Origin of the sequence: Arsukibacterium sp. (genome assembly GCF_033721375.1) — a bacterium.
Taxonomy (GTDB): domain Bacteria; phylum Pseudomonadota; class Gammaproteobacteria; order Enterobacterales; family Alteromonadaceae; genus Alishewanella.
In genome coordinates this window covers 60,413-74,840 of the sequence record NZ_JAWWAP010000002.1, presented here as the reverse complement: position 1 = coordinate 74,840, position 14,428 = coordinate 60,413, and the positions used below count along the sequence as shown (strand labels likewise).

The 14,428-nt window shown below is 51.7% G+C and carries 13 protein-coding genes; 7 read left to right on the top strand and 6 right to left on the bottom strand.

From position 1 onward, the window contains the following. Positions 1–83 precede the first annotated feature (83 nt). A complete protein-coding gene (gene panP / locus R3187_RS03450) occupies positions 84–1,730 on the top strand; it encodes a pyridoxal-dependent aspartate 1-decarboxylase PanP (RefSeq protein ID WP_318965312.1) in 1,647 nt (548 codons plus the stop codon). Between the two features lie 5 nt (positions 1,731–1,735). Further along, the gene (locus tag R3187_RS03445; protein WP_318965311.1) at positions 1,736–2,695 is read left to right on the top strand and encodes a hypothetical protein; all 960 of its coding nucleotides are present in this window, start codon (positions 1,736–1,738) and stop codon (positions 2,693–2,695) included. A 66-nt stretch (positions 2,696–2,761) separates the two neighbouring features. On the opposite strand, the gene R3187_RS03440 is transcribed toward R3187_RS03445, so the two are convergent. Then, a complete protein-coding gene (locus tag R3187_RS03440) occupies positions 2,762–3,658 on the bottom strand; it encodes a prenyltransferase (protein WP_318965310.1) in 897 nt (298 codons plus the stop codon). A 162-nt stretch (positions 3,659–3,820) separates the two neighbouring features. On the opposite strand from R3187_RS03440, the gene R3187_RS03435 reads away from it, so the two are divergent. The 4 genes from R3187_RS03435 (at position 3,821) to R3187_RS03420 (ending at position 9,058) form a co-directional block, all read left to right on the top strand. Next, positions 3,821–4,456 carry a DUF2959 domain-containing protein gene (locus R3187_RS03435; protein ID WP_318965309.1) on the top strand — a complete coding sequence of 212 codons (636 nt, stop codon included), beginning with the start codon at positions 3,821–3,823 and terminating at the stop codon, positions 4,454–4,456. 56 nt (positions 4,457–4,512) lie between these two features. After that, complete coding sequence (locus R3187_RS03430) at positions 4,513–4,740, top strand: hypothetical protein (protein ID WP_318965308.1); 228 nt, start codon at positions 4,513–4,515, stop codon at positions 4,738–4,740. A 65-nt stretch (positions 4,741–4,805) separates the two neighbouring features. Continuing rightward, positions 4,806–6,707, top strand: coding sequence for an SLC13 family permease (locus tag R3187_RS03425; RefSeq protein ID WP_318965307.1), 1,902 nt, complete (start codon positions 4,806–4,808; stop codon positions 6,705–6,707). Next, on the top strand, positions 6,704–9,058 hold the full coding sequence (locus R3187_RS03420) for an SLC13 family permease (RefSeq protein WP_318965306.1): 2,355 nt from the start codon (positions 6,704–6,706) through the stop codon (positions 9,056–9,058). The genes R3187_RS03425 and R3187_RS03420 overlap by 4 nt, the downstream gene beginning before the upstream one ends. 27 nt (positions 9,059–9,085) lie before the next feature. Here the strand turns inward: R3187_RS03420 and R3187_RS03415 are convergent, their stop codons facing one another. Continuing rightward, positions 9,086–9,610, bottom strand: a complete 525-nt coding sequence (locus R3187_RS03415) for a cytochrome b (RefSeq protein WP_318965305.1) — start codon at positions 9,608–9,610, stop codon at positions 9,086–9,088. After that, positions 9,603–10,583 carry a catalase family peroxidase gene (locus R3187_RS03410; protein ID WP_318965304.1) on the bottom strand — a complete coding sequence of 327 codons (981 nt, stop codon included), beginning with the start codon at positions 10,581–10,583 and terminating at the stop codon, positions 9,603–9,605. Before R3187_RS03410 ends, R3187_RS03415 begins: the two co-directional genes overlap by 8 nt. Positions 10,584–10,807: 224 nt before the next feature. On the opposite strand from R3187_RS03410, the gene R3187_RS03405 reads away from it, so the two are divergent. Beyond that, positions 10,808–11,668, top strand: coding sequence for a phosphatase PAP2 family protein (locus R3187_RS03405; RefSeq protein ID WP_318965303.1), 861 nt, complete (start codon positions 10,808–10,810; stop codon positions 11,666–11,668). Between the two features lie 117 nt (positions 11,669–11,785). Here the strand turns inward: R3187_RS03405 and R3187_RS03400 are convergent, their stop codons facing one another. The 3 genes from R3187_RS03400 to panB all read right to left on the bottom strand — a co-directional run bounded on the left by R3187_RS03400 (position 11,786) and on the right by panB (position 14,409). Beyond that, positions 11,786–12,607 carry a DUF72 domain-containing protein gene (locus R3187_RS03400; RefSeq protein ID WP_318965302.1) on the bottom strand — a complete coding sequence of 274 codons (822 nt, stop codon included), beginning with the start codon at positions 12,605–12,607 and terminating at the stop codon, positions 11,786–11,788. 164 nt (positions 12,608–12,771) lie between these two features. After that, positions 12,772–13,614: a pantoate--beta-alanine ligase gene (panC, locus tag R3187_RS03395; RefSeq protein ID WP_318965301.1), complete on the bottom strand. Its 843-nt coding sequence runs from the start codon at positions 13,612–13,614 to the stop codon at positions 12,772–12,774. Beyond that, a complete protein-coding gene (panB, locus tag R3187_RS03390; protein WP_318965300.1) occupies positions 13,615–14,409 on the bottom strand; it encodes a 3-methyl-2-oxobutanoate hydroxymethyltransferase in 795 nt (264 codons plus the stop codon). Positions 14,410–14,428 lie beyond the last annotated feature (19 nt).

Genomic DNA, 14,428 nt, shown 5'->3' with positions numbered 1-14,428 from the left:
AGGCCCTTTCTTCGCCCTGGTCTGAAATCTGATATCAGATAACTGAAGTGGGGCTTGTTTCGGCGCAGTGAGTAGCAAAACGCATGACAGAACCGACAAAACGGCTGGCCGCCGCCTCTGAAGATGCGCTTTGGCGTATATTTACTGTACCCGAGGCGCCGGATTCCACCCTGAGCATTATTGAACAGAATCTGTCGCAGAACCTGGCCGGCTTTCTGCGGGAAAGTATTGTCGCGCTGGAAAAGCCACTATGGCAAATTGAACGCGATTTTCAGGCGCATCAAATCCCGCTGTCGCCACAGTTTGTTTCAGATTATGCCGAAAGTATGATGCAAAAACTGGTGGCTCATTCAGTGCATACTGCGTCACCCAGTTTTATCGGCCATATGACCTCAGCGCTGCCGTACTTTGTGCTGCCGTTGTCTAAAATGATGGTGGGGCTGAATCAGAATCTGGTAAAGATTGAAACGTCCAAAGCTTTTACCCCGCTGGAGCGCCAGGTATTAGGGATGATCCATCACCTGGTTTATGGCGAAAAAGATAACTTCTATAAAAAGTGGATGCACAGTGCCAATCACTCACTCGGTGCCTTCTGCTCGGGCGGCACTGTCGCTAATATTACGGCGCTGTGGATTGCCCGCAACCGGCTGTTAAAAGCTGACGGCGACTTTAAAGGGATTGCCAGAGAAGGCTTATTCCGGGCGCTGAAGCATTATGGCTATGAGGGCCTGGCGATCGTTGTCTCTGAACGCGGCCATTACTCGTTAGGCAAAGCGGCCGACGTGCTGGGTATTGGCCGTGATTATGTGGTTAGCGTGAAAACGGACGCTGACAATAAAGTTGATGTCAGCCAGATGCAGCAGGTGCTGACTGAACTGACCGCAAAAAATATTAAAGTACTGGCCATTGTTGGCGTGGCGGGCACTACTGAGACCGGTAATATTGACCCGCTTAATCAGCTGGCCGATTTGGCAGAGCAGTTTCAGTGTCATTTTCATGTCGACGCTGCCTGGGGCGGTGCAACTTTACTATCTGATCAGTACCGCCATTTAATGGCCGGCATTGAGCGGGCCGATTCAGTAACCATTGATGCACATAAGCAAATGTATGTGCCAATGGGTGCCGGCATGGTGGTGTTTAAGCATCCGTCATCGGCCCATGCCATTGAGCATCATGCCGAGTATATTCTGCGTAAAGGCTCGAAAGATTTAGGCAGTCAGACCCTGGAAGGCTCACGCCCCGGTATGGCGATGCTGGTGCATGCCTGTTTGCAGGTGATTGGCCGCGATGGCTATGAAATTCTGATAAACCGCTCATTGGAAAAAGCCCGCTATTTTGCCATGTTAATTGAGCATAATATTGACTTTGAGCTGATTACCGCGCCAGAGCTGTGTTTACTGACCTATCGTTATGTGCCGGCGCAGGTGCAAAAAGCCATGGCAGTTGCCAGCAGCGAGCAGCGCCAGCAGTTTAACGAGCTGTTAAACGGCCTGACTAAATTTATTCAGAAACGGCAACGGGAAGAGGGTAAGTCATTTGTTTCACGTACCCGCTTAACCCCGGCCGTATATGATCGCCAGGAAACCATTGTATTTAGGGTAGTGTTGGCTAACCCGCTGACCACTGAGCAAATTCTGCATGATGTGCTGGTGGAGCAGGATCAGATAGCCCAGCAAAATAAAGAGTTTTATCCGAAGTTATTGCAGTTGGCTAAAACGACAGCAGGTTGACAGCCATGGTGAACAAATCCCGCCGCAACTACGTAATTGCTATTTTTACCATTGCAGTAGTTGTGCTATACGTGGGCTATTGGCCCGATCAGCCGACTGCCGATAGAAAACTGCAACGAGCAGAGCCAGGCACTGCAGCCACTCCCGCTAATAATCTCAGTGAGCGAGATAAGGAACGCCAACTCCCGGCAACCGGTTCATCTGCTGCGTTGTCACCAGAACAGCCAGTGGAAACTGCGCCTGCTACCCCCCAAAACTGTGAAACCTTCGCTAACCAACTGAAAAATCATCCTGCAAGAGAGCAGTTTATAATCTGGTTTGAACAGGAATTGTCAGCCGACTTGCGTAACAGCTACTATCAAGGCCTGAAAATGGACGAGTTGTTGCAACAAGCACAAGCGGCTGATGTGAATGCGATGCGGATGCTGGCTGAAAAGTATCTGAACTATGCCGAGTTTCAGCAGTATAAAAGGCCAGCTCAGCAGCAAACTTCAATACAGCTCGATCACTCGGCGCTGGCACAGGGGCGTTACTGGGCAGAGCAAGCTGCCCTGCATGGTTACGGCGGAGCCTTTATATCGCTACTAGTTAGAAGCTATTTAATTGAATTACTTGATTTAAATCGGCAGTTAACAGCCAGTCCGCAGCACGCTGCAGCAATAACAGATCAGATCACAGATACAAAAATATTACTCCTTGCTTATGTACACTTATCATTAGAGGTGATGCCGCAGCTTGCTAACATGCATTATCCGCTACGTAAGCTATTACAGCAGGAGGTGTTGTCGGCTGAAGAAAGTGCCCGCTTCGATGAGATTTACCCGAATCTGTTGCAGGATTGGCGAAGTAAACGCGCAATGCTAGGTCAGCCAGCTGAATTGAACTATGTTGTACCAGCAGAGTTTGAACAGTTTTTTCAGCTGCAAAATGAGCTACACCAATGCAATAGTCAATTGGCTGATTAACTGCGACGCCGACTAGCTGATTGCAACCCCTTAAATAATGTTTTATAGCATTGGTTGGCCTTAGTGTCAGACGGGCCCGGCCCAGAGCAGCCCGGTCAGCAGCAGCAGTGGGTAAAGATGACAAAGCAACACATTCATTCCCAGATAGGGCTGCAGTTGCTGCGGTTTGTCAGCAAAGCGGAATAGCCCCGGTAGCAACTTTGCTACCAGCGCCAGACTTAACAGCGCCAGTAAACATTGCCAGGGCAAAATTCCACTCAATACGCCTAAAATCAACACCAGATAACTGAGTAATAACAGCAGGGTATAGACACTGGCGCTATGGCGCCGGCCAATCACGATGGGTAAATGGCGTCTGCCCACCTGACGGTCTGCCTCTGCGTCCGGGAACTGGTTTAGCAGTAATAAATTACTTACCAGCAAAGTGATAATCATTGCCAGCAGCCACGCCGCAGCACTTATATTGCCGGCAAGTACCCAGTAGCTGCCCAGCGTCATAAAAATACCAAAGCCAATACCCGGGGCCAGCAAACAGAGCAGTGGCCAGCGGTTAATGTGCCGGGTGTAGCCATAAATCAGCAGTACACCGGGTATCCCAATAAGTAATGGTTGCCAGTTCAGCTGATAACTCAGATACAAACCACCGCCAATAACCAGCAGCATGCTGACGATACCCAGCAGCAGGGCAAGATGAGCGGCCCCCGGATGGGTCACCAGGGTGCCACTGCCCCCACTAAACGGTGTGCGATTGGTAAGAAAATCCAGGCCGGATTTAAAATCAAGGTATTCGTTCAGCGCATTGACACTTATATGGGCGCATAATCCGATAGCAGTAACCAGCATCAGCACGCCAGGCGATAACGGATGGCCGGCTTGCCAGCTGGCGCCGGCAGCAAGGGCTATACATACCAGGGTCAGGCTCAGAAAGTTAATCCGAGCTACGCCGAAAAGCTGTTTAAGCAAGACAAATTCCTTTTAAATATTTTCGCTACAGAGTATAGCCCGCTGCCAGCTTATAGCTTGATCTGTGACATTATTTCGGTATTTATGTTGTAAACTAATGATGAATTGCTATTGTCGGTGTAGTAAAGGACAGTCTGGCCCATACCAACTTAAGGAACACTTATGCGTATACTAATATTAGTTATGTCATTGTTATTATTCACAGGTTGCCAGAGCGCCTACTACTCCACGATGGAGAAAGTGGGCGTTCATAAGCGCGATATTCTGGCCGACCGGGTTGATAAAGCACAGGATGCCCAGCAGGACGCCCAGCAGGAGTTTAAATCGGCACTGGAGCAGTTCAGTACCCTGATTCAGTTTGATGGTGGTGACTTACAGAAACAGTACGAACAAACCAATGAACAGTATCAGGACTGCAGTGAAGCGGCAGCCCTGGTTTCAGAGCGGATAAACAGTATTGAAGATGTGGCAGAGGCGCTGTTTGATGAGTGGCAGGAAGAACTGGATATGTACAGTAACGCCAAGCTGAAGCAGGAAAGTGCAGCTAAGCTGAAATCGACCCAACGCCAGTACCAGCAATTACTTAACACTATGCGCCAGGCCGAGAGCTCAATGGCACCGGTGCTCGATAGCCTGCGAGACAATAGCTTGTATCTGAAACATAATCTAAATGCGCAGGCGATTGGCGCGCTTCGCAATGAGTTTGCCAGTATTGAACGGGATATCACTAAACTTATCAGTAACATGAATAAAGCGATTAGCGAATCGCAACAATTTATTGCTACCCTTAAACAATAGGCAGCGCCAGCGTGCGCGCTGTGTATTGTCAAGATTAAACAGAACAGGAGAGTACTATGTCAGGACAGGGTTCCGGAGGGAACGTTATAGCGGCTCTTTGTAATATTTTTGTACCAGGCCTGGGGCAGCTGGTGCAGGGGCGCATCCTGGCCGCATTGCTGTTTTTTGTGGTTTGTGCGGCTGGCTACGCGCTTTGGTGGCTGATTATACCGGCCATTATTGCTGCAATTGCCCATTTATGGGCCATTATAGATGCGGCAAAGTTTCGGCCACGGCTGTACTGAGAAAATTGCAGCACACGCAAGCGGCAACAACCGTTAAAACGACGATTAACTAAGAAAGAGCCCTTATGACCGTGCCGCAAAGCATTATTGTTCTGATTTTACTGGTCACCGTTGCGATGTTTCTCTGGGGCCGCTGGCGTCATGACATGATAGCCCTTGCTGCGCTGCTGGCTTGTGTGCTGACCGGCGTTATTGAGCCTGCTATCGCCTTCAGCGGTTTTGGCCATCCAGCCGTTATTACGGTCGCTTGTGTGCTGGTATTAAGTGCCGGCTTACAGCGATCTGGGGCGGTAGATGTGCTGGCCCGCCTGGCTATGCCCAAAAATGCCGGTCTGATGGTCAGCCTGGCTGCGCTGGTGGCTATTGGCGCTCTGCTATCAGGCTTTATGAACAACGTTGGCGCACTGGCGTTACTGATGCCGGTTGCGCTGCAGATCGCTAACCGGTTAGATGTGCCGCCGGGCCGGGTACTGATGCCACTGGCCTTCGGCACTATTCTTGGCGGTATGACAACGTTAATTGGTACACCGCCTAACTTAATTGTTTCGGGGTTTCGGGCACAACAGGGTAATACCGGCTTTGCAATGTTTGATTTTACGCCGGTAGGTATTGCCGTAGCGTTGACAGGCTGCATATTTGTGGTGCTGGCCTGGCGGATAGTGCCGGCGCGCAAGCAGGCCGGTACAGAGGGCTTTGAAACCGGCGCCTACCTTACGGAGGCGCGGGTCACCGAAAAGAGTAAAATTGTCGATAAGCGTTTATACGATATCGAAAGCGAATTTGATGACAGCGGCGCTCAAATTGTTGGCCTGATCCGAAATAATGTCAAAATCAATGCGCCCAGTGGCGGGCGGGTGATCCGGGCCGGTGACATTCTGGTGCTGGAAGCCGAGGTGGATTCGCTGGGCACCGTGATTTCAACGCTGGGGCTGGAGTTGGAAGAGTCCAAAACGGTAGAAAAGCCGGCAAAAGAGGAGGAAGAACAGCAGAAACCGGAATCTCAGGCAGCAAAGAGTAATGGCCCCGCTGAGCAGAAAAAAAACAGCACAAAGCAAACTGAAGAAAAAAAGCCAGACACCAAGTCACATGATAGCAAAACTCAAAATTCAGAAGATATTGTATTAATGGAACTGGTGGTCCGGCCTGAATCTAACTTACAGGGCCGCTCAGCGACCAATATAATGCTGCGCTCACGCTATAATCTTAATTTACTGGCAGTCTCGCGCGATGGCGCCCGGGCTAAGTCCAGACTGCGAAACCTGAGAATGCGGGCAGGTGACTTATTGTTAATGCAAGGCACCCACGAAAGTGTGCTGGAGTTTGCCAGTGATTATGGCTGTGTGCCACTAGCCAAAAGAAACTTAAAAATACCTGATAAAAAGCGTGCTGCGCTGGCAGGGATTATTATGTTAAGCGCAGTAGCCGGGGCTGCATTCGGCTTATTGCCTGCAGCGATATCCTTTGCACTTGGCGTGCTGGCGTCAATGGTATTTAAAACCGTGCCGCCGCGTTCGGTCTATTCCAGTATCGACTGGCCGGTTATTGTGCTGCTGGCAGCGCTGATTCCGGTAGCCGGTGCCATGGAAGCAACCGGCACAGCTGAACTGATAGCCAGCTTATTGATGGAGAATGTCGCCCGAGGCAATGCTATCGTTGCCCTGGGTATGGTACTGGTGATAACCATGTTTTTGTCTGATTTGATGAATAACGCCGCGACGGCAGCAGTAATGTGTCCTATCGCTATCGGTGCGGCCATGACCCTGGGGGTAAATGCAGATTCATTTTTAATGGCGGTTGCTATCGGGGCCTCCTGTGCCTTTTTAACCCCGATAGGACACCAGAATAACACCCTTATTCTGGGGCCTGGTGGCTTTAAATTCAGTGACTACTGGCGTCTGGGCCTGCCATTGGAAATCCTGGTGGTGCTGGTTGCTCTGCCACTACTTACGGTGTTCTGGCCGCTATGACACTGGAAATTGCCCTGGTGCTGTTGCTGTTAATGACGGCACTGGTGCTATTTGTCACCGAATGGCTGCGAATGGATGTGGTTGCTTTGCTCATCCTGTGCACCCTGGCTTTGCTGGGACTGGTATCACCAGCGGAGGCAGTTAGCGGCTTCAGTAACCCGGCGGTGATCACCGTCTGGGCCATGTTTATTATGAGTGAAGGGCTTACCCGGGCTGGCATTGCTGACAGTATCGGCCGGCGGGTTATTCGTTTGTCGGGCCAGAGCGAAACTCAGATGATCATCGTCATTATGCTGGTGGCGGGCTTGTTATCAGCCTTTATGAGTAATATCGGGGTAGTGGCGTTGTTATTGCCGGTTACGGTAGAAGCGGCCCGGCGCTGTGGCATTGCACCCGCCAAGGTACTGATGCCAATGGCTTTTGGTGCCATGCTCGGCGGCCTGCTGACGCTGATTGGTACGCCTCCGAATTTACTGGTTAGCATTGCCCTGGAAAACAATAATCAACCAGGTTTTAAGCTGTTCGACTTTGCCTTTATCGGCCTGCCGGTGCTGCTGGCAGGTACGTTATTTGTTGCCTTTATTGGCCGTCATTTGCTGCCGGCAATTGATCCCGGCCGCGCCGGCCTCGCTGGCAGTCGTAACTTAAGCGATCAGTATGGCTTACAGGACCGGATTTTTGCGCTGCGTTTACCAAAGCCGTCCTTGCTGGCAGGGCGTACGCTGGAAGAGTCAGGGCTGATAAGCACAGTCGGCCTGATGGTAATAGCGTTAACCCGGGGCCGGGAAACCTTTACCCTGCCATCACGTCAGACGGTGCTCAAAGCCGGTGATATCGTGTTGGCGCAGGGCAAATTTAACCGTTTTGAGCGGCTACGCAGCTGGAACTCACTGACGATTGAACGTGAAGCACCGATGCTGCATGAGAAACTGCTGGCAGCCAGTGGTTTGGCTGAACTGGAGGTAGCCGCTGACGGGCCGCTGAATGATGAAATCCTGCAACACCACCGCTTTCGGGAAAATTATCAGCTCAATGTGCTGGCTGTTAAGCGCCCGGGAAAAACCTTATATACCCGGCTGACCGATGTCACCCTGGCACCAGGAGACAAGCTGCTGGTACAGGGCAGTCGCAGCGCAATTGAAGGGATGCAAAAGCAGGAGGCCTTCAGCTCTGTGTTGCCGTTAACTGCCGATGATGTAAAACATCAATATCAACTGGAAGAACGGCTGTTTGTGCTTGGCTTGCCGGCAGACAGCCCGCTGGTTGGCAGTACCTTTGCTGATAACCGCCTTGGTGATGCGTTTGATTTCCGCTTACTGGGGTTATTCCGTCATGGCGAAATTATTCAGCAGTTTCACTCTGACGACACCCTGGAGGCCGGGGATTTACTGCTAATCCAGGGCCGGGAAGAAGACCTCGATATTTTGCGTGGTTTTAAAGAGCTGGAACGGTTAGATGATATGTCGCCCTATCATGACCTGCTGGCCAAGGGTAAACTGGAACTGGTTGAGGCCACTCTGCACCCGCGGAGTAAATACATTGGCCAGAGCGTCAATGCCCTGCAACTGGATAAACGCTATAAAGTGGAAGTTGCTGCCATCTGGCGCGAGGGCCGCTCTTATCGCACCGCACTTGGCAGCATGTTGCTGCAGCCAGGCGATGCTTTGCTGATCGTGGGCCCACGCTCCCGGCTGGCGCAGTTAAATGACAGCGAGCATTTAATTGTGATGAACCCGGTACAGGTTAAGCCGGTAAATGCCAGCAAAGCACCGCTTGCTGCCGGTTTAATGGGCCTGATGGTCTTGCTGACAGTAACCGGCATTTTACCAATTTATCTGGCCGCTATTCTGGCTGCTACCTTAATGGTTGCCAGTCGCTGTCTGAGTATGGAGCAGGCCTATGCCGCCATCGACTGGCGCTCGATATTTCTGATCGCCGGCATGCTGCCATTGGGACTGGCGATGCAACACTCAGGCGCCGCTGCCTGGCTGGCCAGTGGTGTGCAGTCAGGGTTAGGTCAGTATGGCCCGCTGGCCGTCATGGCGGGTTTATATCTGGTAACCGCGCTCGGCACCCTGGTGATACCCACAGTGGCACTAGTGCTGATTATGGCGCCGATTGGCTTAATGCTGAGCAATGCGCTTGGGGTAAATGGCCAAAGCGCGATGATGGTGGTTGCAGTAGCCGCTACCAGCCTTGCCAGCCCGGTGTCGCACGCCGCCAACACCCTGGTAATGGGCCCCGGCGGCTACCGTTTTGTTGATTATTTAAAAGTTGGCGGCCCGTTAAGTTTACTGCTGTTTATGATCACCATGGCACTGTTACCGATATTCTGGCCGCTTAGTGGCTAAAGTAGCAGCAGCGCTATAGCCTGTTGTTCAGAGCATACTTTTTAAAACATCATCTTTGCGAACAAAATGGTGGTGCATTGCAGCCCCAACATGTAGTGCGATCATGCCGATCAGGGCCAGTGCCAGCAAGCTGTGTAACTCCCGGAACAAGGCGTAAAGGTGGATATCAACCTGCAGCGCCGCAGGCAGACGAAGCAAGCCAAAAATATCAATTGGCCGCCCGGCAAAATACTGCATCAGATAACCTGACACCGGCATGGCAAACAATAAAAAATACAGTAACCAATGAGATACTTTCGCCACAGTTTTCTGCCAGTCAGCTAAGTCGTGCGGTAATGCGGGCAGCTTATGTCGCAAGCGGTTTATCAACCTTGCCGTTACCAGTAAAATGGCGACAACCCCAAACGCTTTATGAATGGTTAACAGCGTTAACTGCCAGGGCTGCAATGACGTTACCATCAGTAAACCGGCGGCCAGCATCGATAACACCAGCGCTGCCATCCCCCAGTGAAACAACCGCATAGACAATGAAAAACGATCTGAGCTAATCATTATTGCTGCCCTCCAGTGCACCTTGTAACTGCTCTTTTGCCCGGCGCCGGTAAGACTCAGCGTAGGCTGCAGAGCGCGCTCGTAAAATCGGATCCCGGCTGGCGGCGACGCCACTGGGTAACACCAGTGGGTCGAAGTTGATAGCGTGGCAGTTGCCTTCGAGCTGCGCGGTTGTACTGGTAAGTACCAGCTGGCCGGCGGTTATTTGCCGGCGGTTATCAGGCCAGGCTTTAGTCGGATTATTTTCATCGTCTGCCGGCTCTGCCAGAGTGAAAACCCAGTCAAATACCACAGGTCCGCCAGCAATCCGGTTGGCAATTTCTGTCTGTAGCGCATCGTTGCCATCTAAAGCACCGGCCGTGACAGCAATTGTTGGTCGCATCGCCCAGCGCACCGCCTGCTGTTCGCCAGTAGCGTTAACTAGATAAAACGCATTAATGCTGTGATAGGTTTCTGCGGCATAGCTGCCGGTTGGTTGATATTGTGCTGCCCAGGCGCGGAATTCTTTACTCTCAGGATGCTCAGCAAAAAACTGCTGTATTGCCGCCGGACCGGCTTTAATGGCCAGTATTTGCTGGTAGAAGCTGTGGGGATCGGCAACGGCCATCACCGGCGGTGTATTCATCGCCAGCCGCCATTGCTCGGTTCTGCTGCTGGCAAAACTCAGCGCCATGCTGCGTACCGGCGACTTTAGATCAGGTGCCGTTGGGTTACTGCCGGCAATAGATAAACGGCCGGTAAAAGGGGTAATACCGGCTTTAAACAGACTGGCCTTTGAATAAGCGGCTAACTGGCCGTTGGCATGAAACTCACCGCTGATACAAATGCCTTTGGCATGCGCACGACGAAATCCGGCAAAAACAGTGTCGCCCTGCTGCAGATTAACAAACTGCTGGGCAGAGACCTTTGGTGCTGTGTCGGCGCTTGAACTGAAAGCCGGAACCAGTAACAGCGCCAGATATAGGGTTTTCATATTAAAAATACTCATTGCCTGCTCGATATTTATGTAAGTTATAAGCGGTTTAGTCATATATGGTTCAAAGACCGGGTAATGTCTTACTATCTTTCAACTGTTTGGCCAACCGATGCTGACTACAGTGTCTTAATCACGACCTGATGCGTTTGCTGAACTACACTAATTGTGGATCTGAGAATAATTATACTTGTGTTGAGTAAGTAGCAAGGAGGCATGTATCTATGACAGTCGAACTATCAGTATTGTTGCTACTGTTGGCTATTATAATCATCCTGCGTTTTGTAAGCTGGTTCGGGCTGAAGGGGCTTAACCGGCTTGCCGGCAGCTCTGCAACAGCGGTCAGGCAAATCCGGGCGCGAGAGGGGGTTGCCGGCTTGAGCTTAAGGTTTAAACAAGCCTATCCAAAAACGTTCCGGGTAGTAAAAGCCAGGCTAACACCACATCACTTCAGCGGCCTGCCGCTGACACTTATGCTGATCGCTGCGTTGTATATTGCTGCACTCTTTGGTGGCCTGATTGAAGAATTACTGGAAGCAGAAGAGCTGGTGTTGCTCGACGAGTGGCTTAATCAGCAACTCACTGTGCTACGAACTGAGCAACTGATAACAGCCTTCAGCTGGCTGACTGATTTGGGTGGCTCACCGGTGTTGGTAGCGGTAGCCATTGTCACAACGGGTTTGCTGTGGGCGCATCGTCGCACGTCGCTAATCGCGCCATTATGGCTGACAATTATTGGCTCACAAATTACCACTTATGTTGGCAAATACGTACTTGCCCGTCCCCGGCCAGAGGTTGTAACAGATATTGTTGAAGTTACCCATTCCTTCCCCAGTGGCCACTCTACCAGTGCCATGGCGGTGTACGGGTTTCTTGCTTACATTATTGCCAGAGATCTCGATACCCGGCGTCGTCGGTTTGAAGTTGTTTACTGGGCTGCTGTGCTTATCTGTCTGGTGGGTTTTAGCCGTATGTTGCTTGGTGTCCATTATGCCAGCGACGTTGCTGCAGGTTTTCTGGTAGGTATTTTCTGGCTGTTGCTGGGGGTTGCGATTGCAGAACATAGTCCAACCCAACCCGGTTAATCGGAATAATACCGGCTCTGCTTAAATCAGCATGAAAATATCGCTAACTGATAGCGGGTTTGTGCTGGAATAACGTTGTGGCTGGCTGGCTGGGTGGTTGGGTGGTTTGCTCTACTGCTACCACAAACCCAGCTGGGCTTGCTGCTCGCCAGGCCAGGCCCCTAGCACAGGGTGCGCCTGTTGTAAGTCCCGGGCAAACTGGCGGCATAGTTGTGGCGCCAGGGTATTATCCGGGGTGTGGAAAAAGCAGTAAGGGCTTTTCCCCTCCGCCAGCCAGCTGTTAATTTTAGCCAGCCATGGGGCGTAAAACCGGCGGTTCAAATCCAAATCATCGGTGCCGATAAAACGCAGCATCGGCCGGGAACTCAGACAAATAGCATGCACCGGTAAGCGCGGCTTTTTGGCCTGGGCATCCAGCAATGCCGCGCTGCTGGCCGCCACGGAAAACAACGCCCTGCTATCGAGTACCACCCGTTCAGCATCATAACGCTGCAGCAGGCGATTTAATGCCAGCTCATGTTCCGCTTTATCAAAAAACGCCGGATGGCGCACTTCTACAGCCAGCGGCACCACATTGCCCAGCAGCTCAAGGACCGTTGTTAACTGGCCCAGCATCGCCGGGCCGGCAGTCGCCGGCAATTGCAGCTGAATAAGGCCGATAAAGCGGTGTACGGGCGCAAAGTGCTGCCACCATGCCAGCAGGGCGGTGTGGTCCAGCTCTGCTAACTGGTGGCTGAAGCGACGGGGTATTTTAAAGACAAACCGGAAATGTTCTGGCAACTGGCTGGCCCAGCGCTGCAACTGGCTGGCTGCCGGGTCGGCATAAAAACTGGTATTGCCCTCGACAGTGTTAAAAAACTGGCTGTAACTGGTCAGAAACTCGTTGCTGCTGAGATCTTCTGCAAATAAGCTGCCTTTCCAGCGTGGATTAGCCCACATCGGACAACCCAAATATACCTGTCGTCTTTCAAACTGCACGGGTGTTGGCTGCGATCCCTGAACCCCAATCACTTAGTACAACTAAGCTCATGGGCCGCACTGGCGCTCCAGTTCAGAGTCTTGCCGCCTACGTGCATTTCGAAATCCATTAGGTATTCCATTAATTACAGCTCCAGGTTATCAATCAGCCGGGTGCTACCCAGTTTAGCTGCCGCCAGAATCACTTTCGGTTCAGCCGGGTCAACTGCCAGGGTTAAGCTTTGCTGGTTGCTGATATTGACGTAGTCCGGCACAAAGCCGGCTACAGCCAGCTGCGCTTTAGCTTGTTGCTCCAGAGCGCGGTAATCATGGTTGCCGCCAGCTATCTGAGCTTTCAGCTGCTGCAATACCTGATATAAGGCCGGGGCTTTAGCCCGTTCATCTTTGCTTAAATAGCCATTACGTGAACTTAACGCCAGGCCATCGCCGGCCCGTTCAGTGGCAACGCCTATGATTTCTATTGGTAATGATAAATCCGTTACCATCTGGCGGATAATCGCCAATTGCTGAAAGTCTTTTTTACCGAAGCAGGCAATATCGGGTTGCACCAGATTAAACAGCTTACAAACGATAGTCGATACACCACGAAAATGGCCCGGCCGGTTGGCGCCGCAGTGCAAATCGCCCAGTTGCGGCACTTCAACAAAGGTTTGCACGTCCAGCCCGCGCGGATACATCAGCTGGGGCGTAGGGGTAAATACCGCATCGGCAGCGTGGCGGGTTAAGCCGGCTATGTCGGCCTCAAGCGTACGGGGGTAACTGGCTAAATCTTCGTTCTGACCAAATTGCATCGGGTTAACGAAAATGCTGGTAATCACTTTATCGGCGCGGCTTTTTGCAACATCAACCAGTTGCAGGTGGCCCTGATGAAGGTTTCCCATCGTTGGCACAAAAGCAATTTTCTGACCCGCACGGCGCCAGCTGGCGGTAAGCTCTCTGAGCTCAGCAATAGTGGTGACAATATTCATTTAGTTAAAGCTATGCTCAGCGCCTGGAAATACCTGGCTTTTTACTTCACTGACGTAAGCGGCAATAGCGCTTCTGATCTCGCCGGTCTGCGCCAGATAGTTTTTGGAAAATTTTGGAATATAGCCACTGCTTATGCCCAGCAAATCGTGCATCACCAGTACCTGGCCGTCGGTGACATTGCCGGCACCGATGCCGATAACCGGAATACGCAGCGCTTCGGTGATCCGTTTTGCCAGCGGGGTGGGAATGCACTCCAGTACCAGCAGCTGGGCCCCGGCATCCTGCAGCGCTTTGGCCTGAGTAACCATCGCCTCGGCGGCAGCTTCGGTTTTACCCTGCACCTTGTAACCGCCAAAAATATGCACTGACTGCGGGGTAAGGCCGAGATGACCACACACCGGTACGCCACGCTCCGTCAGGGCTTTAATGGTTGACAGTAAAAAATCACCGCCTTCCAGTTTCACCATATTGGCGCCGGCCTGCATTAACGGGGTAACACTTTGCATTGCCTGCTCGGCTGTGGCGTAACTCATAAATGGTAAATCGGCAATAACAAACGCTTCAGGCGCACCGGCCCGCACGCTTTTGGTATGGTAGGCAATATCGGCCACCGTCACCGGCAGCGTATCGCTATGACCTTGCAACACCATGCCCAGCGAGTCGCCAATTAACAGCACATCAACGCCTTGCTCGGCAAACAACTTGGCGAAGCTGGCATCATAAGCTGTCAGCATGGTGATTTTATCAGCCTGCTGCTTCATCTTTTGCAGTACTGCTGTGGTGATCTTAGCCATAAAGTTCTCATCCGACCAT